Annotated in this window: 24 protein-coding genes and 1 riboswitch; of the genes, 11 read left to right on the top strand and 13 right to left on the bottom strand. The window is 46.0% G+C overall.

The genetic code is table 11. The annotated features are described in order from the left end of the window. Nucleotide 1: 1 nt before the first annotated feature. From NST40_RS07470 to spoVAC, 5 genes are all read right to left on the bottom strand, one after another. On the bottom strand, nt 2-1,246 hold the full coding sequence (locus tag NST40_RS07470; protein WP_076104720.1) for a DUF58 domain-containing protein: 1,245 nt from the start codon (nt 1,244-1,246) through the stop codon (nt 2-4). A gap of 1 nt (nt 1,247) precedes the next feature. Then, on the bottom strand, nt 1,248-2,204 hold the full coding sequence (locus NST40_RS07465) for a MoxR family ATPase (RefSeq protein WP_076125188.1): 957 nt from the start codon (nt 2,202-2,204) through the stop codon (nt 1,248-1,250). Nucleotides 2,205-2,359: 155 nt separating this feature from the next. Continuing rightward, entirely contained in the window at nt 2,360-2,710 is a 351-nt protein-coding gene (gene spoVAE / locus NST40_RS07460; RefSeq protein ID WP_036675923.1) for a stage V sporulation protein AE, read from the bottom strand. Between the two features lie 2 nt (nt 2,711-2,712). Further along, the gene (gene spoVAD, locus NST40_RS07455) at nt 2,713-3,744 is read right to left on the bottom strand and encodes a stage V sporulation protein AD (protein ID WP_036675714.1); all 1,032 of its coding nucleotides are present in this window, start codon (nt 3,742-3,744) and stop codon (nt 2,713-2,715) included. Next, a complete protein-coding gene (gene spoVAC, locus NST40_RS07450) occupies nt 3,741-4,244 on the bottom strand; it encodes a stage V sporulation protein AC (protein ID WP_076125192.1) in 504 nt (167 codons plus the stop codon). The genes spoVAD and spoVAC overlap by 4 nt, the downstream gene beginning before the upstream one ends. A 563-nt stretch (nt 4,245-4,807) precedes the next feature. Between spoVAC and NST40_RS07445 the strand changes: the two genes are divergently transcribed. Further along, nucleotides 4,808-5,881, top strand: a complete 1,074-nt coding sequence (locus tag NST40_RS07445) for a M42 family metallopeptidase (protein ID WP_076185305.1) — start codon at nt 4,808-4,810, stop codon at nt 5,879-5,881. A gap of 488 nt (nt 5,882-6,369) precedes the next feature. Here the strand turns inward: NST40_RS07445 and NST40_RS07440 are convergent, their stop codons facing one another. The 3 genes from NST40_RS07440 to NST40_RS07430 form a co-directional block, all read right to left on the bottom strand. Continuing rightward, nucleotides 6,370-7,269 (bottom strand): aldo/keto reductase, encoded by a 900-nt coding sequence (locus tag NST40_RS07440; RefSeq protein WP_342410558.1) that lies wholly within the window; start codon nt 7,267-7,269, stop codon nt 6,370-6,372. Between the two features lie 135 nt (nt 7,270-7,404). Beyond that, on the bottom strand, nt 7,405-7,719 hold the full coding sequence (locus tag NST40_RS07435) for a multidrug efflux SMR transporter (RefSeq protein ID WP_076125196.1): 315 nt from the start codon (nt 7,717-7,719) through the stop codon (nt 7,405-7,407). Continuing rightward, nucleotides 7,720-8,082, bottom strand: a complete 363-nt coding sequence (locus NST40_RS07430; protein ID WP_036675723.1) for a multidrug efflux SMR transporter — start codon at nt 8,080-8,082, stop codon at nt 7,720-7,722. An 84-nt stretch (nt 8,083-8,166) separates the two neighbouring features. After that, a riboswitch (guanidine-I (ykkC/yxkD leader) is annotated at nt 8,167-8,274 on the bottom strand. Nucleotides 8,275-8,424: 150 nt separating this feature from the next. Here NST40_RS07430 and NST40_RS07425 point away from each other — a divergent pair. Continuing rightward, the gene (locus tag NST40_RS07425; RefSeq protein ID WP_076277852.1) at nt 8,425-9,363 is read left to right on the top strand and encodes an MBL fold metallo-hydrolase; all 939 of its coding nucleotides are present in this window, start codon (nt 8,425-8,427) and stop codon (nt 9,361-9,363) included. A gap of 28 nt (nt 9,364-9,391) precedes the next feature. Beyond that, nucleotides 9,392-9,730 (top strand): hypothetical protein, encoded by a 339-nt coding sequence (locus NST40_RS07420; RefSeq protein WP_076220329.1) that lies wholly within the window; start codon nt 9,392-9,394, stop codon nt 9,728-9,730. A 144-nt stretch (nt 9,731-9,874) separates the two neighbouring features. On the opposite strand, the gene NST40_RS07415 is transcribed toward NST40_RS07420, so the two are convergent. The 4 genes from NST40_RS07415 to NST40_RS07400 all read right to left on the bottom strand — a co-directional run bounded on the left by NST40_RS07415 (nt 9,875) and on the right by NST40_RS07400 (nt 15,855). Beyond that, nucleotides 9,875-12,706, bottom strand: a complete 2,832-nt coding sequence (locus tag NST40_RS07415) for a glycoside hydrolase family 3 C-terminal domain-containing protein (protein WP_342410557.1) — start codon at nt 12,704-12,706, stop codon at nt 9,875-9,877. A gap of 653 nt (nt 12,707-13,359) precedes the next feature. Further along, on the bottom strand, nt 13,360-14,037 hold the full coding sequence (locus NST40_RS07410; RefSeq protein WP_076220878.1) for a winged helix-turn-helix domain-containing protein: 678 nt from the start codon (nt 14,035-14,037) through the stop codon (nt 13,360-13,362). Nucleotides 14,038-15,110: 1,073 nt separating this feature from the next. Beyond that, the gene (locus NST40_RS07405) at nt 15,111-15,530 is read right to left on the bottom strand and encodes a rhodanese-like domain-containing protein (protein ID WP_076185312.1); all 420 of its coding nucleotides are present in this window, start codon (nt 15,528-15,530) and stop codon (nt 15,111-15,113) included. A gap of 4 nt (nt 15,531-15,534) precedes the next feature. Beyond that, on the bottom strand, nt 15,535-15,855 hold the full coding sequence (locus NST40_RS07400) for a rhodanese-like domain-containing protein (protein ID WP_076185313.1): 321 nt from the start codon (nt 15,853-15,855) through the stop codon (nt 15,535-15,537). Between the two features lie 101 nt (nt 15,856-15,956). Here NST40_RS07400 and NST40_RS07395 point away from each other — a divergent pair, with 101 nt between their 5' ends. The 6 genes from NST40_RS07395 to NST40_RS07370 all read left to right on the top strand — a co-directional run bounded on the left by NST40_RS07395 (nt 15,957) and on the right by NST40_RS07370 (nt 22,415). Further along, entirely contained in the window at nt 15,957-16,241 is a 285-nt protein-coding gene (locus NST40_RS07395; protein WP_036675735.1) for a metalloregulator ArsR/SmtB family transcription factor, read from the top strand. 6 nt (nt 16,242-16,247) lie between these two features. Beyond that, a complete protein-coding gene (locus NST40_RS07390; protein WP_342410556.1) occupies nt 16,248-18,806 on the top strand; it encodes an FAD-dependent oxidoreductase in 2,559 nt (852 codons plus the stop codon). A 209-nt stretch (nt 18,807-19,015) separates the two neighbouring features. Continuing rightward, nucleotides 19,016-19,708, top strand: a complete 693-nt coding sequence (locus tag NST40_RS07385) for a response regulator transcription factor (protein WP_342410555.1) — start codon at nt 19,016-19,018, stop codon at nt 19,706-19,708. A gap of 82 nt (nt 19,709-19,790) precedes the next feature. Next, nucleotides 19,791-20,714: an ABC transporter ATP-binding protein gene (locus tag NST40_RS07380; RefSeq protein ID WP_076279587.1), complete on the top strand. Its 924-nt coding sequence runs from the start codon at nt 19,791-19,793 to the stop codon at nt 20,712-20,714. Further along, nucleotides 20,707-21,468 (top strand): ABC transporter permease, encoded by a 762-nt coding sequence (locus NST40_RS07375; protein ID WP_076141190.1) that lies wholly within the window; start codon nt 20,707-20,709, stop codon nt 21,466-21,468. The genes NST40_RS07380 and NST40_RS07375 overlap by 8 nt, the downstream gene beginning before the upstream one ends. A 20-nt stretch (nt 21,469-21,488) precedes the next feature. Further along, complete coding sequence (locus NST40_RS07370) at nt 21,489-22,415, top strand: HAMP domain-containing sensor histidine kinase (RefSeq protein WP_256719089.1); 927 nt, start codon at nt 21,489-21,491, stop codon at nt 22,413-22,415. 138 nt (nt 22,416-22,553) lie between these two features. On the opposite strand, the gene NST40_RS07365 is transcribed toward NST40_RS07370, so the two are convergent. Then, entirely contained in the window at nt 22,554-23,012 is a 459-nt protein-coding gene (locus tag NST40_RS07365; protein ID WP_076185318.1) for an Lrp/AsnC family transcriptional regulator, read from the bottom strand. Nucleotides 23,013-23,184: 172 nt separating this feature from the next. Here NST40_RS07365 and NST40_RS07360 point away from each other — a divergent pair, with 172 nt between their 5' ends. Together NST40_RS07360 and NST40_RS07355 are read left to right on the top strand one after the other, a co-directional pair. Next, on the top strand, nt 23,185-24,360 hold the full coding sequence (locus NST40_RS07360; RefSeq protein ID WP_342410554.1) for a serine hydrolase domain-containing protein: 1,176 nt from the start codon (nt 23,185-23,187) through the stop codon (nt 24,358-24,360). Nucleotides 24,361-24,479: 119 nt separating this feature from the next. Continuing rightward, entirely contained in the window at nt 24,480-25,688 is a 1,209-nt protein-coding gene (locus NST40_RS07355) for an MFS transporter (RefSeq protein WP_076220450.1), read from the top strand. Nucleotides 25,689-25,694: the final 6 nt, after the last annotated feature.

Here is a 25,694-nt window from a genome sequence, read left to right as displayed (position 1 = left end):
ATCAGACTTCCCCTCCTAATACTATGGGAAGCTCTTGCAGTGAGCTAATGCTGTAGCCTGTAATCCCCCGTGATCTTAGAACGTCTGTCCAATCTGTGCTGCTATTCGTTTCTGATAAATTCCCTATATGAATGTGCGACGGAGTCATCCCTCTGCTGTCAGCCCAACGTAGTGCATCCAGTACAGGCTGACCACGTTGAGGACTAATTAGCACGAAGTATGAGCCTTTAGGGAACATACGGTAACCTTTTTCCAAACGGGAAATGAGTGGACCGTGCCCTTCAGCGTTAAGATCGATCAAATATTGAATCATTTTCTGACGCTCAGCAGCGCCTTCAACAGGTGCAAATACCTTGGTGGTTTTATCCAAGCAGCAAAGACCGATCCCAATTCGCTCTCGAATGCCGAATCCAAGTAGTGAGGCTGCGACGGAGACTGCGAGTTCAAATTGATTCGAATTCATATAAGCAGAAGCAGAGCCGTCCAGAACTAGAATGGTCTTGGGAATCGACTCATGCTCGAACTCTTTGGACTTCCACGAGCCTGTCTTTGCCGTTGCATTCCAATGAATGCGTGTTAGGCGATCGCCATATACGTAGTCGCGTACACCGTTAATTTGGGTAGTCTCACGTCGTGATTGAACAACAGAGGTCTGTGGCCCAGAAAGACGGGATTTTCTTTCATATAACTGCCAGCGCGGAACATAGATTGCACGAGGCAACACTTGAAACTGTCCTTCAGCCAAAAAAGTACCTTTATGCTCGACAAGGCCGAAAATATCTTGGCTGATGATATCCGTATCTGAAAATGTGTAAGTGCCCCGTTCCAGTACTGGTGTCTGAAACCGCAGTTCCCCAAGTCCTCTGAGGCTGGGAATCAGACTTTCTTCAAATACCCATGATTCGCCATTATGCCGTTTCAGAACTTCCCTAACAACTACATAAGGTAAAGGCAAAATCCCCGGGATTGTGACCTTCAGACCTACACGAAGATACCCCCCGGCAGAGAGCAAATCTCCCTTATCCTGTTCGGCATAAAAACTGCGAACACCCTTAGCCCGCCGAACGCCTCCTAAACCTCCAGCAATCAGATATGCAATAAGTACAGAGACCATAATAAACAACATAAATGCAGTTTTACCGCCCTGAAATAGTACATATAAGAGCGTAATACTCCAAATTACAAGGATGCTGGCGAACTTAGTAGGCTGAATGCGAGCTGCCACCGTAGACAAATAACGTCTCATATTATTGCCTCATCGTAACAGGCACTTGAATGCTCTGCAGAAGCTTTTGAAGCAGTGAATCTACGCTAACATTATCTAGGCGCGACTCTGGACGCAGCAATATACGATGACCCAAGGCAAATGGAGTAAGCACCTTTACGTCATCTGGAAGCACATAATCTCTTCCCTGTAAGAAAGCATAAGCTTTACAAGCCAGCATAAACGATAACGAAGCTCGTGGACTTGCACCGAGCAATACAAGCGGATGCTCTCTTGTCTGGCGCACAATATCTAACAAGTAATTCAGTACAGGATCACTCATATAAATCTCACGAATCTCCTCCTGGATACTAGCGATCTGCTCCATACTAGTGACAGCCGTAAGCCTGTCCACTGGTTGACCTTCTTGATGGCTCAACAATAGATTTTTTTCGGTTGCTGCATCAGGATAACCAAGACTGATTCTTAGCATAAACCGATCCAACTGAGCTTCCGGCAACGTGTAGGTTCCCTCAAAATCTATCGGATTCTGGGTGGCGCACAACATAAATGGATGCGGCAGCGGATAGGTCTCCCCATCTACGGTTACATTTCGTTCCTCCATCACTTCCAGAAGGGCGGATTGTGTCTTTGTGGTGGCTCGGTTAATTTCATCGGCCAGCAGGATATTCGTCATCACTGGACCCGGGCGGAAATGAAACATCTCGTCTCTCGGATGATACACAGATACACCGGTAATATCACTCGGAAGAATATCCGGATTACATTGTATCCGGCGATACTCTCCGGACATTGATCTGGAAAGTGCGCGAATAAGCTGGGTCTTTCCTGTTCCCGGTACATCCTCAATCAGAACATGGCCACCGGCAAGCAGCGCTGTTAGCAGCAATTGTATTTCAAATGATTTTCCAAGTATGCAGGATTCTAGATTATTACGGACAGCATTCATGATGTGCATTGATTCTTGACGAACGGGCATATATGATCCTCCTAGGTCAGAATAAGCAGTAATATTTATATTTTACATGATTAGGGGACCCAAAGTACATTGTTGAAGCTTACGAAGTGTAAACAAAGCAAAAACCCGCAGAACACAATGTCCCGCAGGTTCTAATCTAAAGCGCTAAAATCCCATTATCCTTTAGGCCGAACAACCAATGCAGCCAGGAAGGAGAACACAATCGCTGACGAAATCCCTGCGCTCGTGATATCAAAAATCCCTGTAACTACACCGATCCAGCCATCCCGTTCCAGCTCTGTCAATGCCCCATGGACCAAAGAGTTACCGAAGCTTGTGATTGGAATGGTTGCGCCCGCACCCGCAAATTTCACAAGTGGATCGTAGATGCCAAAAGCATCAGCAATCGCTCCGGCTACAACTAATGTACTCATCGTATGTGCAGGTGTCAGCTTCAATACATCAAACATCAGCTGGCCTATAACGCAAATGGCTCCTCCGATCAGAAAAGCCCATAAGTAAATCATCATTAAACTCCACCTCCACTTTCTATAGCAACAGCATGAGCCACACACGGAATGCTCTCTCCCTGCTGGTATGACAATGGGGATAATAAGGCTCCAGTTGCCACAATCAGCACCCGTTTAAGTTCACCTTTTTTAATACGCTTGAGTATATGACCATAAGTCACTACCGCGGAACACCCGCAGCCACTTCCTCCGGCGATCACATACTTCTGTTTCTCCAAATCGTAGATAAGCAAACCGCAATCATCAAAGGTTGTTTGCTCCATTGGAATCCCTTCTTTAGCTAATAAGGTTTTCGCTATGGGCAAGCCTACAGATGCAAGATCACCTGTAACAATTAAGTCATAATGCCCGGGGGATAATCCGGTATCCCGAAAATGCGCAGTGATCGTATCCGCCGCCGCCGGTGCCATCGCTGTTCCCATATTAAAAGGATCTGTCAAACCGAGATCCATTATTCGTCCAAGAGTGGCCGAGACCACTACCGGATTGTTGCCAGTCCCATCATTCTGACCTACTACAGCACAGCCAGAGCCTGTGACCGTATATTGCGCCGTTGGCGGCTTCTGTGAACCGTATTCGGTAGGATAACGAAATTGCTTCTCCACCGTACAGTTATGGCTGGATGTTCCCGCGAGCACGTATTTGCTGCCTCCGGAATCAACGATCATAGAGGCAATCGCAAGGCTCTCCATGGAAGTGGAGCAAGCACCAAACACTCCAAGATAAGGCACACCTAATTTTCTTGCCGCGAAGGAGCTGCTGATAATCTGGTTCATCAAATCTCCGCCAACAAAAAACTCCAGCTTCTCCTTATCCAGGTTTGCATTAATCAGTGCCAGTAGAGAGGCTTTTTCGAAAAGAGCCCGCTCAGCCTTTTCCCATGTTTTTTCACCCATTTCCAAGGAATCAAATATAAAATCAAAATCTGACGTTAATGGACCCTCTCCCTCTTCAGGACCCACTACAGCGGAAGAGCCTAAAATAACGGGACGGCTCGTGAACTCCCAAGTCTGACTGCCAAGCTGTTTCATGTATGTGCACCTCCGCCAACGCCTAAAAAGAGATAAACGATACCAATTATGAAAGCAGCAACGGCACCAAATACGATGACTGAACCCGCCAGCTTGAACATATTGCCGCCCACACCGAGCACAAGTCCTTCCGCACGATGTTCAAGAGCTGCTGAGCACATGCTGTTCGCAAATCCAGTAACCGGAACCGCAGTTCCTGCACCGGCCCATTGGGCCAGTTTGTCATACACGCCAAAGCTGGTCAGGATTACAGAGAGTAGAATCATCGTCGCTACAGTCGGACTTGCGGCTTCTTTGGAAGTCATATCGAATATTGCCATATAAGCCTCCTGAATCCCTTGTCCAATTACACAGATTAGGCCGCCAGCAAGAAATGCTCGCACACAGTTTTTGAATACGGGCCTAGCGGGTACAAAGGGCTTGGACAATTTCTCGTAATCTTGCGGGGTCAGGGTATCAAGCTTCAGCTTGACACCCGATTTTTTCGTTTTCGCCGGCATTGAGGGCACCTCCTGAAAGTTAGGCGAAGGGGGCTGACAAGCATCATAGTAGTACTCACTTTGAGCCCCTCAAGTTGTTTCTTCGCTTAGAAGTTTTCCTTATTGTTTGCCATACCCCGCTTCGTTATGTCCCTCCAATTCAGGAAAAATACAGTAACACAACTATCAGCAGCAAGAACAGCACAAGAATAAGCACTGCTTCCTTTTCCAGAGAGTTGTGGCGCCAGTAACGTCTGCGCGCTCCGCTAACCTTTAGGTTTCTTTTGGAGTATCCTCCCTGCACCCTTCTTTTGGGTACACTACCTGCTACCCTCATTTCCTTCGCATCCTTTCTAAAGCTCCTGCCACCAGAGCCCCTATTGCATTGTATTCGCGGAGCGTTCGCCGGGTGTTCATTTGTCTCTTTAGCATGGACAAGTGAGCTCACAATGTTCATACTAAGTGGCAGGAAGAAATAACGTTGTCGTCCATTTTGAATGGCAACCGTTTCTCGTAGAACTATAAGGATGATGCAAAACGCAAAGCTTATACGTCCTTATATTTTAATAAAGGAGTGATTTCAAATGAATCAAGAAACATTGGATCTATTCAAAACACTTACCGAATTCCCTGCAGCCCCGGGCTTTGAGCGCGAACTCCGCGCTTACGTCAAGGATGCTATGACACCTTATACCGAAGAGTTCGTGCAGGATCGTCTCGGAAGTCTGTTCGGCGTCTTGCGCGGTGAGGAAAACGGGCCAAAAATTATGGTCGCTGGACATTTTGACGAAGTGGGCTTTATGGTCACCGGAATTACTAACACCGGGATGATTCGTTTTCAACCGCTAGGCGGATGGCTTGCTTCTGCTGTTGCTTCCCAGCGTCTCCAAATCATTACACCAAAAGGCACATTGACCGGTGTTGTTGGCAGCACGCCTATCCACCTACTAAGCGCAGAAGAACGCGGCAAGACGGGCGAAATTAGCAAAATGTATATTGATATCGGTGCAGACAGCCGTGAAGAAGCAGAAAGCTTTGGCGTCAGACCAGGTCAACAAATACTACCGATCTGTCCGTTCACCCCGCTTGCCAACCCTAAAAAAATCATGGCTAAAGCGTGGGACAACCGTTATGGCGTAGGTCTCGCCATTGAGCTGGTTAAATCATTACACGGAAAAAAACTGCCTAATACTGTTTATGCTGGTGCTACCGTACAAGAGGAAGTCGGACTTCGTGGAGCACGTACAGCCGCTAATCTTCTGTCCCCAGACATTTTCTTCGGCTTGGATGCGAGCGCTGCTGCCGATATGACCGGTGATAGCCAAGCCTTTGGCCATTTGGGTAAAGGCGCTCTACTGCGCATTTATGATCCTACGATGGTTACACATCGCGGCTTAATCGAATATGTACAAGACACAGCGGATACTCACAAGATCAAATACCAGTATTTTGTCTCCCAAGGTGGAACAGATGCAGGTCAGGTTCATGTAAGTGGCATCGGCGTTCCTTCCGCAGTCATCGGAATATGCTCCCGCTACATTCATACTGCTTCATCAGTTATTCATAGCGATGACTACGAAGCTGCTAAAGAGCTGTTAGTTAAACTGGTAGAAGGCCTCGACCGCACTACACTGCAAACGATTATTGAGAACAGCTAAGTTCTTATTTTTAAAAGAGCAGCGATCCTTTTTGAAGGATTGCTGCTCTTTTTTGGGTCGGGGCTTACGACCTGTGTCACTTGCGCCCCAGTGGTGTTTACAAACCCCGATATTACTTTTAAAAACCAATTGTGCTTATGCTCATGAACCCCGTTGCCCGCTGATCCCGCCATTGGTACTACGACGAATCCATGATGCTTACGAACCCACGTTGTTTATTATTTACGCTCCCGATGTTGCTTCGGACTCAGATGACGCTATTTGCTAATTTAGAGCCTTTTGAGTAAGTTTCCGGACTCCAGTGACACTATTCCAGAGAAATGGGCTCATAATCGGTGTCATTTATGCTAATAGCGACTATGGTGTCCGATATTCCTCCAAAAGTGGCATAATTCTGCGTTTAAGATCATCTGTGTCCTATAGAGACTCCCCCTTATCTCTTTCATATAAAAAAGCCCGCCTCAACGGCGAGCTCTTTGACAGCTATATCAACTCATATCCAGCGGCACTTTCCACGAAGGTATCGGGAAAGCCTCATCCAGCTTCCATCTTTCTTCTTCACTCAGCGTAATTAAACCTGCAGCAGCATTCTCAATTACATGCTCACGTGAAGAAGCTTTCGGAATCGTAATGATGTCCTCCTCGCGGATCGTCCAAGCTAACATAATTTGTAGTGGTGTTGCGTTATGAATACGGGCAATTTCCTGAACTGCCTCACTTTCGATAACCCCTTTGCGGAGCGCGCCTGCTTGTGCAAGCGGAGAGTACGCCATTACGGGCATGCGGTGACTTTTCTGCCATGGCAGCAATTCAGCTTCGATGCCTCTCGACCCTAAATGATACAGCACCTGATTCATAGCACAGTGAGTTCCCCCAGCTATACTAAGCAGCTCTTTCATATCGTCAACATCAAGGTTCGATACACCCCATCTTGCTATTTTACCTTGAGAGACCAGTTTCTCCATGCCTTCCACAGTCACTTCAAGCGGAATATCTCCCCGCCAGTGCAGTAAATAGAGATCCAGATGATCCGTATTCAGTCGTTGCAAGCTTTCTTCACAGCTGCGAATAAGATTCTCGTTGCCGGCATTATGTGGGTATACTTTGGATACCAGAAAAACGTCATCCCGAATACCTTTAATAGCATCACCTACTAAAAGCTCTGAGTTTCCTTCCCCATACATCTCCGCCGTATCTATCAAATCCATGCCTAATTCCACGCCTAATCTAAGAGCAGCAATTTCATCCTCTCTACGGGAAGCATCATCACCCATATTCCAAGTTCCCTGTCCTATTCTAGGCACAGAGGTACCGTCTGGAAGCAGCATGCGGTTAGCTCGGTTCACTTTCACAATTTCAGCCAAATGCTCGATTGAATCCTTAGTCATTGTAAAAATCTCCTTACCGATAAATTGTATACTTACTTTATACGACCTTTATGACCCTTTCGAAACATCTGAATCGTGTCTAATTTATAACTTATCTTTCCTTTAGGAGAGAAAAAGCAACAAATTGATTGCTAACTACGCTATCAACTTCAGCCCCACTGCGGCTCCCAGTATCATAAAAATACAGATAACCCGCCGCCAGTCTTTGGCCTCCCCATATAAAAGCATCCCCAAAATTGCTCCACCGGATGCACCGATCCCCGTCCATACCGCATAAGCTGTGCCCATAGGCAAACTTTTCATTGCAAATGATAGAAAAAGAAAACTTCCTCCAAAACCAAGGAAGAGCAGCAAAAACGACTGCAGATTCCGGTATTTATTCAACCTGTTGATCATAGCCACTCCGAACATTTCAAACAATCCTGCAACAACCAAAAATGCCCATGCCATTTAAGACTCCCCCTTTATTTCAGTTTCTTTGATATCTTTGGTTTCGTTAGTTACCATTTTCAGACCTATAACTCCTGCCAGCAAAATAACCACCAGTACCAGCTTCATTAGCTTGAAGGGTTCACCGAATAAAACCATGTCCGCAATGACTGTTCCTGCCGTCCCCAGCCCAACAAATACAGAATATACGGTACCCACCGGTAATTTACTGCTTGCTGAAATAATGACATAGAAACTTATGATTATGGCTACAACTGTAATCAGCCACTCCCACACGCTTGAAGCATGCTTTAAACCTATGACCCACATGACTTCGAAAATCGCAGCGCCAACTACCTTCAGCCACTCTGAATTCTTTTTCATTTCAAGCCCTCCTTCAATTCTCCATAACTTATGATTGCCCACGGACAAACAAATAAGCCCGGAAGGTCATCGCCAAATGGCGATACCTCCCGGGCTTTTATCCCTCCGTGTAGACACAAACTTAATGTTCGTGCGTTTTCCCTCGGACCAGACCAGCTGTGCACCCGCTGCGGAACCCTAGAAAACAAATAAATGATTAAGTTACATCGTATGGTAGCAAATCGGGCGTATAAAAGCAACCTTTTTTCTATTACTAGCGTAATTAAATCACAGTATAAAATTCCATAAAATTATAAAATAGATATAAATTTCATTCGATTATCTAGGAAAAGAGGTTAATTCATGTTTCTTTCCAGACATTTTAACTGCGTCCCTCTAGTGGAAGGCATTTATTGCCTTGAAGCGAAGGAGCAAGGCGGAGCCATGAGTAATGCCGGTTTGATAGATATGGGTGATTACACATTAATCTTTGATACATTCAACACTCCACAAGCTGGCAAAGATCTTAGGGATGCCGCTCTGTATTATTTTAATAAACCTATCAAATACATCGTCAACAGCCATTGGCATGGAGACCACGTTAGAGGGAACCAATTCTTCTCGGATGAAGTAATCATATCCTCCAGTAGAACTAGAGAGCTCATGATAAAAACTCAACCAGACTGGCTTGCCCGAATGAAGAAACTGCTTCCTAATCTTGAAGAAGATCTTACGAAGCTTAATACATCTCTCGAGCTCGAACTGAACGATTCCAAAAAACGAGAGCTCCTTTCGCAAATAGGTTATTTACAAGAAATCAAAGAGTCTATACTAACGCTTGAAGTAACCCTTCCCCAACTAACTTATGACCGCAAAATGACTATACATGGCTCGGCAAGGACCGTTGAACTCCTATCGGTGGGTACTGCCCATACGGAATGCGATTCTATTCTATTTTCTCCATCCGATTCTTTAGCTTTTGTTGGAGATATTGTCGCAGTTGATAATCATCCATTATTAGTAGACGGTAATCCCTTATCCTGGTTGGAGGCACTTACTTATGTCGAGCGCTTAGATGTGAACATAATTGTTCCCGGCCATGGGCCCGTTACTCAAAAACATTATCTACAGCAAATAAAACGGTATATAAATGATATAATCCATATTAGCGAATCATTGATACGCGAAGACATGAATGTGAATGTGAACCATATAGAAATTCCCGAGCCTTATCTGGGCTGGAATTATGGGAGTATTTTTTACAGAAATCTTGAGTTTTTGGCGAAAGCAGCTAGTAACTAATTTTTGGAGTTGAAAGGAGCGGTTCGTTATGGTTTTTGGGATACTATTTGTAGGTGTTGCTGTATTTATTATTATACAAGCCGTAATACGTAATGGCTCGAGCTCAAACAAAAGTACCTTTGATAGAAATAGGCAAAATGATGCCGCCAACATGTCTTTTATGGCTGCCAGTCATCCGGATCTGCTGGATCCAAACCACTCTAACCACTCTAATCATTCTAACCACCACCATAATCACCACGGAGATCACTCGCATCACCATTCTGGACCTGACAGCGGGGGGCATAGCTGGGGTGGAGACGGCGGACATAGTGGCGGTGGAGACTTCGGTGGGGGTGGAGATGCTGGCGGGGGCGGTTGTGATTAGATCCAAAGAAACGACAAGAAAAGGACATCCCTGATCCTTCAGGAATGCCCTTTTTTTAATGCTCATTTATGATACTGAGAATTTTAGCTTGAGTTTGGCTTAATAACTTTTCGGCACCGTGCGGATGAAGCGCTCTAGCTTATCTTATTGATTAAATTGAAAACGGCTAAGCAGTACCTCACCATTAAAAATGAGATAAACATCGGTAGTTTCAGATTCCACGGACACTTCACCAGTAAGTGTGTTCCACTGCTGCAACACGCCACCCGACGGTACAGTCACAGATCCAACCAGCTTCCCTGCTGGGCTGCCCGTTCTGATCTCAAGGGTGCCACCTTTTGCAGAGGATACCAAGGCTTCAAAAGCTCCTGCCCCTTGCTCGAACAATACATCTTTAAAAGCGATCCAAGCGCCATCTTTTACCGGATGTATGGAAGCACCGCCTGCTTTGCACTCGTCCAGATATACGCCTTCGTAGTCATCGTAATTCTCTGCTTTGGTATTGATATACAGATTACGCGACGGAATAACGTCCCCCTGGACCGATAGTTGAGCGGATAATTGGATGTCAGCAGATGAACGGCCGATCAGAACCATATACTCTCCATTTTCCACGCAATATTGCTCACGGGTAACATCCCAGAATGCCAGCTCGGCAACCGGTAACGTAAACTCTAGGGTTTGCGATTGACCTGCGGTTAGGTTTACTTTTTCAAAACCCTTCAACTGTTTAATCGGACGTTTGACCCGGGAATTCAGAGCTTGCACATAAAGCTGCACCACTTCGTCCCCATCAACAACGCCTGTATTCTCTACTTGAACAGAAATTTTCAGCGTCTCATTCGCTTGCAGCTCCTTAGCGCTTAGGCTTAGGTTGCTGTAGGAAATTTGGGCATAACTTAAGCCGTGTCCAAACGCATACAGTGGCTCTCCGTCAAAGTACATATATGTTCTTTTGCCTTTGATAATATCATAATCCATCAGCTCAGGCAGCTGTTCTACAGAACGGAACCAAGTCATGTTCAGCTTGCCGGAAGGACTGTAATCGCCGAAAAGAACTTCTGCCACCGCATTGCCCAGCTCTTGTCCACTGTGGGAGGTATACAATACAGCCGGGATGTTCTCGTCAATCCAAGTGGAAGTTATCGGGTAACTGCCGACAATGACTACAACTGTATTCGGGTTCGCTGCATAGACAGCCTTGACCAGTCGCTCTTGCTCCTCTGGAAGCACAATATCCGGCCTGTCGATTTCTTCTTTTCCGTTAAGGAGTGGATGGTTGCCCACAAAAACCACAGCGATTTCAGCCGCCTTGGCAGCTTCTACTGCAGCCTCTATGCCGTTAGTTACGATGTTCTTTTTGAAAAGACGTGCTTGCGCATTGGCATCCTGATCTGCCACCTGCAGCGTTCCATCTTCCGGATTCACCGAGATCATTTTATCATTCCAGGTCCGCAAAGATACCGTATCTTCGCTTTCCGGAACGATGTTAATCGATTCTTTTACAAACCAGCCGTAAATTTCATCAGCAGATGCTGTAAGAGTCTCTGCTTCGCTTAAAGTTACATACTGACCGCGACTTGTCGACTTCAGAGTATTGCTAGTCCAGCCCCAGGCTGTATGTTGGAACAATTCTCCGTGCGCTGCTATGTCATGCTGTACAGCCAGTCTTCCGTCCTCACCTGTGATTCCAATGGCTTGGCCGTTTGCAGCTGAAGTAAGAATGATCTGATCTGCGCCACTCTCAAAAGTAACGTGTTTACCAGGCAGCTTTTTGCTAACCCCCTGCAGCGGAGTCACTCCATAAGGTAATGTGCCAGAATACCAGTCTCTAAAAGCTTCATCACCAAGTGGACCAATAATCGCCAATTTGCTCAGACTGCTTTTGCTCAATGGCAATGTACCTTGGTCATTCTTCAACAATACTATCGATTGTTTCGCTGCTTCCAAGGAGAGTACGGTATGTTTTTTGCTAAGTATAACGGAATCGTCGATCGCTGCGTATGGGTTCCCTTCAGCCGGATCGAACTCTCCCAGACGGAAACGAACTCTGAAAGTGTTGGCAAGCGCACGATCCAAATCTTCCTCTGCTAAGAGGCCTTGGTCTAGTGCTTCGTGAAGAACCTTGATTGTCTCTGCGGTTTCTTCTGTTACGCTGTCAATTCCATTTTTGATAGATTCAGCCATCGATTGTGCAAAAGATTCATAATACTTGTGATCCTTCACAATCCCAAAAAGATCGCCGGCATCGCTTACGATAAAGCCATCCATTTCCCATTCGCCTTTGACCACATCCATTACTGCCGGATGAAGAATAACAGGCACGCCATTCACCGAGTTATAAGCGGTCATCATGGACTGTGCGCCACCTTCTTGAAAAGCAGGCTTAAACGCTTCCAGATAATACTCCCGCATATTTCTCGGATCGATGCTCGCGGAGCAGTTCCCGCGTTCAATCTCATTATTGTTGCCGAGGAAATGCTTCAGCGTTGCTACCGCTTTCAAATAGACCGGGTGATCACCTTGGATTCCCTGCACAAGTGATGTGCTGAGGCGTCCGGTCAACTCTGGATCTTCGCCGTAAGCTTCCTCGGTTCTTCCCCAACGCGGGTCACGTTCCATATCCACCGTTGGCGCCCATAACGTCAGACCGTTCACCGTTGGATTCTTTTTGTAAAAGGCTCTAGCTTCATCTCCGATGGCCGAACCAATCTCCTTCAGCAGCTCTGGATTCCAAGTACAAGCCAGTCCGCTCGGCTGAGGAAAAGAAGTCGCTTTTCCAAGCCAAGAAATCCCGTGCGCCGCTTCCGTACCATGCTTGTAGGCCCCAACACCCAAACGCTCTATGGCAGCTTGATACTGAGGCATCAGGCTTACTTTTTCATCAAGTGTTAGTCTGGAGATCAGATCCTGCACTCGCTCATTTAAAGGTAAATCAATCTGTTGAAATGGATATTTAGCTATATCTGTTCCCATCAAAATCGCTCCTTCGTCTCTTGTTGATAGCGGTTTCATTCATTCCCGAGGACATTCCTTCGAAAAAACACCCATACGTCCTATCCATCTAATCATAAAAGATTCCCCTCCTCCGCAACACCTTAACAATCTAAATAGAAATCAGGTCATAATTAGAGATTTTGGGGGGATGATGTGAGTGTGAGAGCATGGGTTTGCTCATTATTCGCTCCATCTCCACAATCTGCGGGATTTCTACCGTTCATTTTCTCAATTATCGCTGTACGCCCACAATCTGCGGGATTTCTACCGTTCATTTGCTCACTTCTCGCTCCACGCCCACAATCTACGGGATTTATACCGTTTATTTGCCCACTTCTCACTGCACGCCTCCAATCTACGGGATTTATACCGTTTATTTGCCCACTTCTCACTGCACGCCTCCAATCTGCGGGATTTCTACCGTTCATTTGCTCACTTCTCGCTCCACGCCCACAATCTACGGGATTTATACCGTTTATTTGCCCACTTCTCACTGCACGCCTCCAATCTGCGGGATTTATACCGTTTATTTGCCCACTTCTCACTGTACGCCCACAATCTGCGGGATTTCTACCGTTCATTTGCTCACTTCTCACTGCACACCTCCAATCTACGGGATTTATACCGTTTATTCACCACAGCTGAATATCGTTAAGTGAATGTACATATTCATAACGACAAACCCTCCCACTCACCTGGGAAACTATCGGCTTAAACTTACCTTTCTCACAAAGTGACCTCATACATTTCCTAACTGTACGCAGATCAATGCCAAGCTCCCTCACCAAATCAACAGGCCGAATGTCCCCGTTCGAACGCACCGCAATTTGCAAAATATCACGCTCCAGTCGGCTAAACGCCTCCTTCTCTTCTGTCCTTAAAGCGAGGTACGGCATCAGTAATGATCTCAACAAAAAAATAGTATTCTCAGGACTCGCTTCCAGATCATCATAGGGTATCGCAACTACCCGATAACCCGCAATTTGTAGATAAGTCTCTCGATTCAATTCCTGCCGATAACGCGTCCGATCTGTGTTTTGCACATGTGGACCGTAACCTTTTACCTCAAAAGCAAACTTAACCTGCCCAGGCTTCCACGCAAAATCAACAAAATAAGGCCATCCCCGCCAATCCAACACTTCATATTCAGGATGAAGATCATTAAAATGACCCATCATTGGCCACCAAACCTTCTCCACAAACATCCGCTCACCATGCCCATGTCCCCGCTCCAATCTCCCCCGTCTTTCTCCCGTTCTTCGACTAATATGATCTTCCACCCACTTACGATGTTCTTCCGTAAACCCCATAACGTTCTCCTCCTCCTTGGCATAAAAAAATCCCGCACCCAATTATGGATGCGGGACGTGCTTCGTCCTATTACTCAAAAGTATAGTATTCGCCTTCTTATGCTGTCAATGACACTCTACATTCAACGTTAGCACTCAAGCTAAACATGCTTACCTATTAAAAAATCACATTGGTTAAAGTGAGTCGCATTAAAGTAAGTTCAGTTACAGTTAGCTCATTACAGTAAGTTCATTTAGAGTCAGATCACTAAAATTAGTTCAGCTAGAATTCGATCACTACAGTAAGTTCAGCTACAGTTAGATCACTACAGTTCAGTTAGAATTAACTCAGCAAGAGCAATCACGGTTAAGTAAACTACATTTGAGTTAGATGACTAGATTCAGCTCAATATAGTAGGTTTTGTATAGTAGGTTCAGTTAAAGTAATCTCGGTTTGACTAAGTTCCGCTAGAATAAAATTATTCGACCTACCTTTTTGAAATTGCCCAAAACCGTCCCCCATTCTCCACTATTCACTGGCTATCGACCTGTGATTTTTCTATTTAATTGTATTTCATGCAACTATTTAACTCTTATCCCACTAAAAGTCCATTTAGTTGTACTTTCTACAACTAAAAAAGGAAACATTAGGTAGTTAGGCGTAAATGATCAAATTTAGATGTACAAAGTGCAGTTAACTCTTACTTTTCCTAAAACTACTGAAGTTTAACTGCACAAAATGCAATTAAAACTGAGTTCGAGATGAGGCTGACTGGATTGCGACTTAGTTACATTGACTTAGCCGCCTAGCTATAACATTGCGACTTAGTTACATTGACTTAGCAGCCTAGCTACATCATCGCGACTTAGCAACATTAATATAGCGACCTAGCCACAACATCACAACTTAGCAACATTAATATAGCGGCTCAACTTGAGTGTGATATTGCTCCCTCTTCACTGCCTTCCCTCACCTAGCAAATGTGCAGGCCGAGCGCCTTGCCCATAGGCATCAAAAGAGATCATTCCATCGACACCCTGACTTCGACACGCTAGCTTCAATGCGAGACGAGAAATCAATGACCCTAAATCCATTATCCTTCACAACAACCTTTCACAGAAATGTCGGAGAGCGTTCTTTTGTTCCCTAACAAATCACCATTTACCGCATATAGCTTACGAAATCCCTGCTTATAAAGAATTCGCGCGGCTTTATTTCTTTTGTAGTAACTTCCTGCAAGAATTAAGACCGAATCGCCCGGAGATAGACAGTGCTGCCAGACATAGGGTAACCGCCCCAGCGAAATATTTATCGAACCACGGATACTGTCCTTCTGGTAATCAACGGCATCCCTGACATCGAGCATTTTCATAGCCAATGATTGATCCGCTAATTCGCGAACCTCACGAACTTCTATATAAGTAAGTGAACGAACAGGCCAAGCATAACGCAAAAACCTCACAATACTAAAGACAATTAAAATACTCAGTAGGATCCGAACCATCATGCTCATATCATTACTCCCGTACCAAAAAATCATCCGTCCAAGCGCCTAATCCACCCGTCATGTTCACAACGTTATACCCCTTTTCACTCAGCAGCTCACAAGCCAGTCCACTACGGCCACCACTTAAGCACATCACAATTATCTCGCCATGAGAATCCAGTTCATCTGTGCGCATCAATAGCTGTCCAAGCGGAATATGTTTAGCACCCATTACATGTCCCTCCACCCATTCGGCGGGTTCGCGTATATCCAACATGGTAAGAGTCTCGCCATTCTTCAAGCGTTCCGCCACTTGCTGTGGGGTAATTTCCTTTGAAATTTTAAAAGACATCGAGCATCTCTCCTTCACCTTTATAAAAATAACTTGATTTTCATATCCTTATATCATAATATTACGATATAAGGATATTGTAAAGCGAGGTGTTCGTTACCATGGACAAAAATTTCAAAGCCTATAACCAAACCGCCGAAACCTTAAAGGCTATAGCTCATCCCGTGCGCTTGTGCATCATCAAGGGACTTCTGGAAAAGGGCAGCTGCAACGTGAGCTTCATGCAGGACTGTCTCGATCTTCCACAATCTACGGTGTCCCAGCATTTACAGAAGCTTAGATCACTAGGCATCGTTGAAACCGAACGTAATGGGCTGGAGATTAACTATTCTGTTAAAGACGAAAAAATCAAACATCTGATTCAGTTATTTTTAGGGGAGGAATAAGTCATCATGAGTAAAAAAGTATTAATTGTTGGCGGTGTTGCAGGAGGCGCGTCAGCAGCCGCCCGACTTCGGAGATTAGATGAAGATGCGCATATTGTAATGTTTGAGCGTGATCCGTACATTTCTTTTGCCAATTGCGGACTTCCTTATTATATCGGTGGGTCCATTCAGGACCGCTCCAAGCTGCTGGTGCAGACACCGGAGGCGATGCACAAACGTTTTAACATCGATGTTCGGATTCAAAGTGAAGTCGTGTCTATCGACCCCGTGAACAAAAAAGTGCGAGTAGAAAGCATAGAAAAAGGCTCCTATGAAGAGCGCTATGATGCGCTTATTTTATCGCCAGGTGCTAAACCGATTCGTCCGAATCTGCCCGGTATCGAGAGTTCCAAAATACACATGTTGCGTAACATTCCCGACACTGACAAAGTCAAAGCTAAAGTCGCTGCGGAAGGCACACGTTCAGCCGTGGTGATCGGTGGTGGATTTATCGGTGTGGAAATGGCTGAGAACCTTAGAGAAGCTGGTCTGGAAGTTTCCTTAATTGAAGCAGGACCACAAATATTAGCTCCATTCGATACTGAAATGTCTTCTATTTTGGCAAAAGAACTCGACGAGCATGGTGTTAATCTTATTTTTTCCGATATGGTCCAAGGGTTTGCTGAGGTGGGAGAACAAATACAGGTGCAATTAGCAAGTGGCACTGTACTGCAAAGTGATATGGTTCTGTTGGCTATCGGCGTTTCTCCGGATACCTCTTTTCTGAAGGACAGTGGCTTAGAATTCGGTCCCCGCGGCCATATTTTAGTCAATGAGCGGATGGAGACCAATCTGGATCAAGTGTACGCTGTAGGTGACGCGGTTGAGGTGGTTGATTTCGTAAACGGAACAAAAACCGCCATTCCACTAGCTGGTCCTGCCAATAAGCAAGGGCGGATTGCTGCGGACAACGTCAGTGGTCTCGGCACAACTTACAAAGGATCACAAGGGACTTCTATTATAAAGGTTTTTGGAGTCACAGGTGCTTCTACAGGTAATAATGAAAAAACATTACAACGTTTGGGTCTGCCGTATCACGTGATTTATATACATCCAAGCTCACACGCAACCTATTATCCGGGGGCAACCCCGATATCTATGAAGCTGATTTTTGATCCAAAAGGTACGGTGCTAGGAGCACAAGCTGTAGGTTACAGTGGTGTAGACAAACGTATCGACGATATCGCTACAGTTATTCGTTTTAGAGGTACAGTCACTGATTTGACGGAGTTGGAGCTATCTTATGCCCCTCCTTATTCTTCCGCTAAAGATCCGGTGAATATGGCTGGTTTTGCCGCTGAAAATATTTTGCATGGTTTGACTACGGTATTCGTCCCTAAGGATTTAGAAGGTCGTGACAAAAACAATACCATTTTAGTTGACGTACGTTCGGAAATCGAACATGCTAATGGTCATATTGAAGGGTCCATTAACATCCCTGTGGATGATCTGCGTGGTCGGCTAAGCGAGCTTGACTCTAGTAAAGAAATTTGGGTGTATTGCCAAGTTGGACTCAGAGGCTACACCGCTTCCCGGATTTTACAGCAAAAAGGTTACCGTGTGAAGAATCTGACCGGCGGTTATAAAACCTATCAGATTAGCCAATTTACGCCTAAAAAAAAAGATAACTTGACGCCAAACGTTGGTACACCAGCAGCCAGTAAAGAAATCGCAGCAACGGGAGCAATGACAGAGCCTGGAACTGGAACTGGAACTGGAACTGGGACTAGGACTGGCACAGTTACACCAACCGTTAACGCTACAGCTTTCACAACACCTGATTCCGTGCTTGATGCCTGCGGACTGTGCTGCCCAGGGCCGCTGATCCAAGTTAAAATGAGCATGGACCCGCTCTTGGACGGGCAAGTCCTGAAGGTCACTGCTTCCGATCCCGGATTTTATGAGGATATCAAGGCTTGGGCTCGTATGTCCAACAATACGCTTTTGCAGCTAACAAAGCTGCCTACTGGTATGATCGAAGCTTATCTGCGCAAAGGAGTTATCGAGACTTCAGCATCAACACCAACCGGAACAGGCGCACAAGTAATTCAAACTAGCAACGCAAGCACAATGGTTGTTTTTAGCGGGGATTTGGATAAAGCGATCGCTTCCTTCATCATTGCCAACGGAGCAGCATCCAGCGGCAAAAAAGTCACAATGTTCTTTACCTTCTGGGGCCTCAATATTATCCGCAAGGATGAGAAGGTGCCTGTTAACAAAAACTTTATCGGTAAAATGTTCGGTGCCATGATGCCACGCGGCAGCCGGAAGCTGACGCTTTCAAATATGAACATGATGGGCATGGGCTCGAAGATGATCCGCTCTCTAATGAAGAGCAAAAATATCTCTTCCTTGGAGGAATTGATTCAGATGGCTATCGACCAAGGTGTGGAAATCGTCGCCTGCCAAATGTCCATGGATCTTATGGGCATCACTCGTGAAGAACTGATTGACGGTGTCGGAATCGGCGGCGTTGGATACTACCTCGGCCAAGCCGATCAGTCGGGTCATAATCTATTTATCTAAATACCTTAACACCGCAAAGAGACTCCTCTATTTAAATAGAAGAGTCTCTTTGCTATATAAAAATGGTCTCACGAGAATAGGTGACATAGATATTTGAATAACCAAAATGCAAATTGGCTGAATCTGGATACAGAATCTAAAACCTGCTATCCTATTTAATAGGCATTCATCCGAACAACGACCTATTTCAGGTAAAAAAAGGAGATTAAATGAATAACCCGATACATATTCTTGTTGCTGAGGACGACAGCGACATCAACCGATTGCTGTGCAACATTATCAAGAAAAGCGGCTATATTCCCCAACCTGCTTACTCGGGAACGGAGGCACTTCTCTATCTGGAGCAACGTCAATGGAGCATGCTGCTACTGGATCTGATGCTGCCAGGCATGTCGGGTGAGGAACTACTTGAGAAGATTGCCGGGCGGGATGATATGTCGGTAATTATCATTTCTGCCAAGGGTGAGCCCCAGACCAAGGTGTCTGCCCTGCGGGCGGGGGCGGATGATTTCATTACGAAACCCTTCGACGTTGAGGAAGTCTCTGCACGGATCGATTCTCATCTGCGTTTGTATTCGCGGATTGCGCAATCGGCTTTGCCTAACGTGCTCCAGCATCAGGGTCTTGTGCTTCATCGAGAGGCGATGTCGATTACGGCAAATGGTGTGGAACTGACGCTCACAGCTCTAGAGTTTGAAATTCTCTCGTTACTTTTGTCAGCCCCCAAAAAGGTGTTTACGAAAGCGAATTTGTATGAAAGAGTCTGGCACGAGCCATATTACGGGGACGATAATACGGTCAATGTCCATATGAGCAATTTGCGCAGCAAGCTAACCAAGGCCGCACCAGGAAGCGAATTTATCGAGACGGTATGGGGCATAGGTTATCGGCTCAAGCCTTAAGACATTCTTAAGATTTGGCTTTAGCTCTTCTTATGTTTTCAATTCTATACTTGGTCTATCACGAAAAGGAGGCCAAGACGAGATGTACGAGTATGTATTAAAAACAAATCAGCTATCCAAAAAGTTCAAGGGCCATACAGCGCTGGACAAAGTCAATTTGTCAATCCGTAAAGGCTCTATTTATGGTTTTATTGGACAAAATGGAGCCGGAAAATCAACATTAATCCGGATTGTGACCGGACTTGCTTTTCCGACTCAGGGGACGATCGAGCTGTTCGGAGCCAGTGAAGAGCAAGCCCTGATCCAGGCTCGTAAGCGAATCGGCTCGATTATCGAGAGTCCCGCTTTATTCCCCCATATGACTGCGAGTGAAAATTTAGAAGCAAACCGGATTCTACGTGGTATTCCCGGCAAAGATTGTGTTCCTAGAATGCTAGAGCAAGTTGGACTGCAGGGCGCCGGAAAGAAGAAAGCCAAAAATTTCTCACTTGGAATGAAGCAGCGGTTAGGTCTTGCCATCGCCTTACTGGGAGATCCAGAATTTCTGATTCTGGACGAGCCAACTAATGGGTTGGATCCGATGGGTGTCGTCGAAATGCGCGAACTGCTCAAGCGACTAAACCGTGAGCTAGGCATTACGATAATGATCTCAAGTCATATTCTAAGTGAGCTGCATTTAATGGCAAGTCATTATGGCATTATTCATCACGGTCAGTTGCTTGAACAACTCACTGCGGAGGAATTAAACGAGAAATGTCAGCAGTATTTATTTATCAAAGTGGATGATCCGGGCAAGGCAACAGCCGTCATTCAGAACGAGCTGGGTACGGCCGATTTCGAAGTGATGCAGGATGGAACCATCAAGTTGTATAGCCGTATTGAGCAGCCAGGCAAAGTATCAACAGCGTTATTCTCGGCGGGCCTCGAGATCGAGAAGTTTATGCCTATGGGTGAAGACTTGGAAAGTTATTTTACGAAGCGGATTGGGGGGAATCCAAATGTATAATCTGATCAGAGTTGAATTTTTCAAGCTCCGTAAGAATAGATCATTTTGGACTTTTCTATTGGCTCTTTCCGTCCTCTCGCTTGCTTACCCATTGCTATATTATTTTGATCATCGCTCCAATGGGGAACCTCAGATCACCGGCGCTGAATTTCTGACTACCTTTATTTCAAGCAATGCCTACATTATTAAATTCGGCGTAGCCATTCTGGCTGGATTCTTTATCTCTAACGAATATTCCACAGGGGTCATGAAGACAATCGCCTCTTCGGGCAACACCAGAGGGCGGCTGTTCGCAGCAAAACTAATCGTATTCGCAGTTGGAGCCATGGCGATTTCGCTCGTCTTTCCTATTGTCAGCACAGTCGAAGTCACACTGCTTTCGGGCTTCGGTCATCTGCCGGAAGGAAGCACTACACTTTTTATACCGCGAGCCCTCGGGCTAACGTTATTGTACACGGCTGGTTATGCAGCCATCGGGGCGCTGTTCACCGTAATCCTAACCGACAGCGGCAAAACTATCGGCTTCTCAATGATTTTCTTCCTTATGATCGATACGGTTTTGGCCAGTATAGGTTCGAAGATCTCTTTCTTTAGTAATTTGTATGATTATTCCATCTTCAAACGGGTGAGCGATATCGGTAAGCCCAGTATCGACAGTGGAGATTGGCCAGCACTTCTACTCGTGCCGTTGTTGACAATAGCCGTTTCCGGGGTACTCGGTATTCTCGTATTCCACCGAAAAGAGATCAAATAGCAAATGGGGGGTGTAGGAGAGTGTTGCTTATTCTGACAATCATATTGTTTGTGGCAGGAGCTCTCCTGCTTTTTCGTTTGTTGATGTTAAGGCGAGAGCTAGGGCGGATAACAGGGCAATTGCATACCTACAATGAGCGAGCAACCGGTAAAAAAATTGATGTGGCTCTATTCGACCAGAAGCTTGAGGCGCTTGCAGGACAAATCAATCGTCAATCTGATTTAATCGTCGAAGCGGACGCCCAGCGAAAACGTGTCGAACAAGAATTCCGTCAGGCTGTGGCGAATATCTCCCATGATATCCGTACACCCCTCACCTCCATCTTCGGTTATATTCAACTGTTGGAGGATGAGTCTATTACCCCTGATGAAAAGCTTGAATATGTTGCCATCGTTAAAAATCGGACGAAACGGCTACAGGCGCTGCTGAATGATTTTTTTGAGCTTTCCTTGATCGAATCGCTAGATTATCCTCTACATACGGAAAAGCTTGGGATGACGGCCCTGCTCTCGGAAATTCTGGTCGGATTTTACGATTCTTTCAACGAACGCAATATTACACCGGATATACGGCTACCTGAGGAAAATGTATCCGTATACGCCGATGAATCCGCTGTGCGGAGAGTTGTCGAAAATTTACTTGTCAATACGGTCAAACATGCGACCGGGTATGTAGAAATCCATTTCGAACGACAGCAGGAAACAGCTGACTTAACAATAGTAAACGATGCGAAGGAACTAGTCGGAAGCGATATTAACCTCTTATTTGACCGATTCTATACCGCAGACCGTACCCGATCTTCTCAAGCTTCCGGGCTGGGTCTCTCCATCGCCAAAAGTCTAATGAATAAAATGGGTGGCACGCTGACAGCCGAACTGGAGGGTGAGAAGCTGATAATGACCTGCCGTTGGAAACTAGGCGATGCTGGCATTAGCTTGGCTACTTAATTCATTTTATAGTTGGTCTAGACTAACCATTGTTCTAACCCGTTTATGGAAGGACAGTATCCAAACCAAAAAGACTCCTCTATTTATATAGAAGAGTCTTTTTTTTGTTACGACAGGCTAACGGATTATGTTTAAAATCTAACTCAGCAAGTTTAGGCTTGCTTCTTCAAGCGAGGGTATAAGAAATTTATGATCGATTGGTGATGACATCACGATCAGAATCGTGTAAGTACCGTATTTGTCACATTGATTTCCGAACTCCTCGAGGGCTCGTGTAGAGTCGGTTACTACCTTCAATAAGTAGTTGTGTTCCCCACTTATACGGTAACATTCGACGACATCAGGACTTGAGCGGCAGAAATCAAGGAATGCATTACAATCCCTAGAATGAAATAACATGTAGGCAGCTGCTTGTTTCCCAATCTTTTCAGGAGAAATTATGGTGCGATATTCGCTGATGATGCCTTTTTCCTCCATACGCCTAACTCTCTCCGTAACCGCAGGTTGCGATAAACCGACACATTTGCCCAGCTCTGTCATAGAAATTCTTGCTTGATTTTGAAGATGGAAAAGAATTTGCTTATCAACATGGTCCATCAAAATCGCCTCCTTTAAATTTAAGGTTTTCTATATTAACTAGATTGTAATTAACCGTTATAAAGCTAATTTAGCTTAGTTGCCTTATGTAATCAAGATAACTTGTTATATATAATAACCCTACAATAGTAAAGTGTTCTTGACTTTAACTATTCCGAAGGGATGAAGACCGTTGAGTATATTGGATTCAAATAAAATAATTACAGAATGTTTATCAGATCGCATCGATAGAGTAATCGATCGAACCCACGCTGACAAGCGCTTGGTCGGTGCTGTCATTAGAGTGGCGATAGATGGGGAACTGGTTTATAGCCGTGCTGCCGGTTTTGCCGACCGCGAGCTAGGCCGACTCATGCGAGAAGATGCCTTATTCCGGCTCGCTTCAGTTACTAAACCTATCGTTTCAACGGCAGCCCTAGTATTAGTTGCGCAAGGTCGTCTACAACTGGACGACCGCGTTGATCGTTGGCTTCCAGAGTTTCAGCCGCGTTTGCAGAATGGCGAGTTCGCTTCCTTAGCGATTCGTCATTTGATGACGCACACCGCAGGCCTGTCTTACCGATTTTTCCAAGAAGAGAAGGGTTCCTATCAGTCAGCAGGGGTATCAGATGGTATGGATCAGTCCGGCATCACGTTGGAAGAGAACCTGCGCCGTCTTGCCTCTGTCCCCCTCCTTTATCCGCCAGGTACCGAGTGGAAATATTCCATCGCGACAGATGTGCTGGGAGCAGTAATTGCAAAGGTCACAGAAACACCGCTCAGTGAGGCTGTACATTCACTCGTAACCAAGCCGCTTGGCATGAGCGACACGGGTTTTATTGCAGTCGATCGAGAACGGCTGGCCACTTCCTATGCCAATGATACTCCAGAGCCACGGCCCTTACTTGATCCTGACAGTATTGCCTTTGTGGAGGGAACGGCTGGGTTCCTGCTTGCCCCTAGCCGAGCACTTGACACTACTGCCTATCCTTCTGGAGGAGCTGGCATGGTCGGCAGCGCCGGAGATTTTTTGCAACTGCTGGAAACATTACGTAAGGGCGGAGCGCCGCTGCTACCGGAGTCACTGGTTCACGATATGACGACCAACCAGATCGGTGATCTGCCAATGGCCTTCTGGCCAGGACGAGGCTTTGGCCTAGGCATTACGGTACTAAAGGATCCTGTCGCCGCAGACACTCCAGAATCTCCGGGTACTTGGCGCATGGGGGGTACTTATGGTCATTCGTGGTTCGTAGATCCCAAGCAACGCCTCAGTGTCGTCGCTTTCACTAATACCGCATTGGAAGGCATGTCGGGTCAGTTTACTGTAGACCTTTGTGATGCCATTTATGATAGACGTAATAAATAGAGCATGAACACAAGAAGCCTGGGTCCGGAATGAACCAGCCTAGGCTCTCTGTCCAGTAGACCCTATTCGTCGTCTATATCATTGAGTTTGCTAAAATTATATAAGAGAGGGGCTTCTCTATGAGCCAAAACACATCTTCTGCCACACAAAGTGCCTCCAGCACTCCCTCTTCTGAACGTCTGCCATGGGCTGGATTACTTGCCTTAGCTATGACGGGGTTTATCTGTATTCTTACCGAAACGATTCCGGCAGGCTTGTTGCTCCAAATAGGTGAGGGGCTTGGTGTCTCCGAGGCCCTTGCCGGTCAACTTGTCACTTTGTATGCTCTTGGTTCCCTGTTGGCCGCGATTCCCTTAACTACCGTGACGCGTGGATGGCGGCGGCGACCACTGCTACTAATGTGCATCCTTGGTTTTCTCATATTCAACACCGTCACCACTTTTTCTTCCAATTATATACTTACGCTAACAGCTCGGTTCTTCGCCGGCGTATCCGCTGGAGTCTTATGGGGCATGATAGCAAGTTACGCCCGGCGCATGGTGCCGGAGTCACTCAAGGGACGAGCAATGGCGGTAGCGATGGTAGGCACACCTCTCGCTCTGGCACTCGGTGTCCCTGCTGGAACCCTTCTTGGCACCCTTGTAGGCTGGCGCTCTATCTTCGGGTTCATGTCGCTATTAGCTCTCATGCTGATCGCTTGGGTATTTTGGAAGCTACCGGACTATCCAGGAGAAGCCCCTGATAAACGGCTCCCTCTCTACAAGGTTTTTGTTATTCCGGGGGTACGGCCGGTATTGTTTGTCGTTCTGGTATGGGTACTAGCACACAACATCTTGTATACCTATATTGCCCCCTATCTTACTCAGGCCGGGCTAACCCAGCGGGTTGACTTGGTATTGCTTGTTTTCGGCATTACAGCGCTTGTTGGCATCTGGGTCATCGGTATTTTGATCGACCGCAAACTGCGTCCATTGGTTCTGATCAGCCTAGCTGCTTTTGCCTTGTCATCCATTGTACTAGGCATTAGTAGCAGCCAGCCCATAGTGATCTATTTAGTGGTTGGTGTATGGGGGTTGACGTTCGGAGGAGCAGCTACTTTGCTACAGACAGCCGTTGCCGAAACCGCTGGCGAAAGTGCAGATGTGGCCCAATCGATGCTGGTGACGGCATGGAACCTAGCTATCGGCGGTGGCGGAGTGATAGGCGGAATTCTTATTGAAACACTTGGTGTCCGCTCCTTCCCGTGGGTAATGTTTATACTATTGATTCTTGCGCTGCTAGTAGCGTGGCGCGCTAAAGATTACGGATTTCCTTCAAGGAAACGTTGAGGCACA

Origin of the sequence: Paenibacillus sp. FSL R10-2778, from assembly GCF_038593035.1 — a bacterium.
GTDB lineage: Bacteria > Bacillota > Bacilli > Paenibacillales > Paenibacillaceae > Paenibacillus_AQ > Paenibacillus_AQ odorifer.
This window is presented reverse-complemented; position numbering and strand designations above follow the sequence as displayed.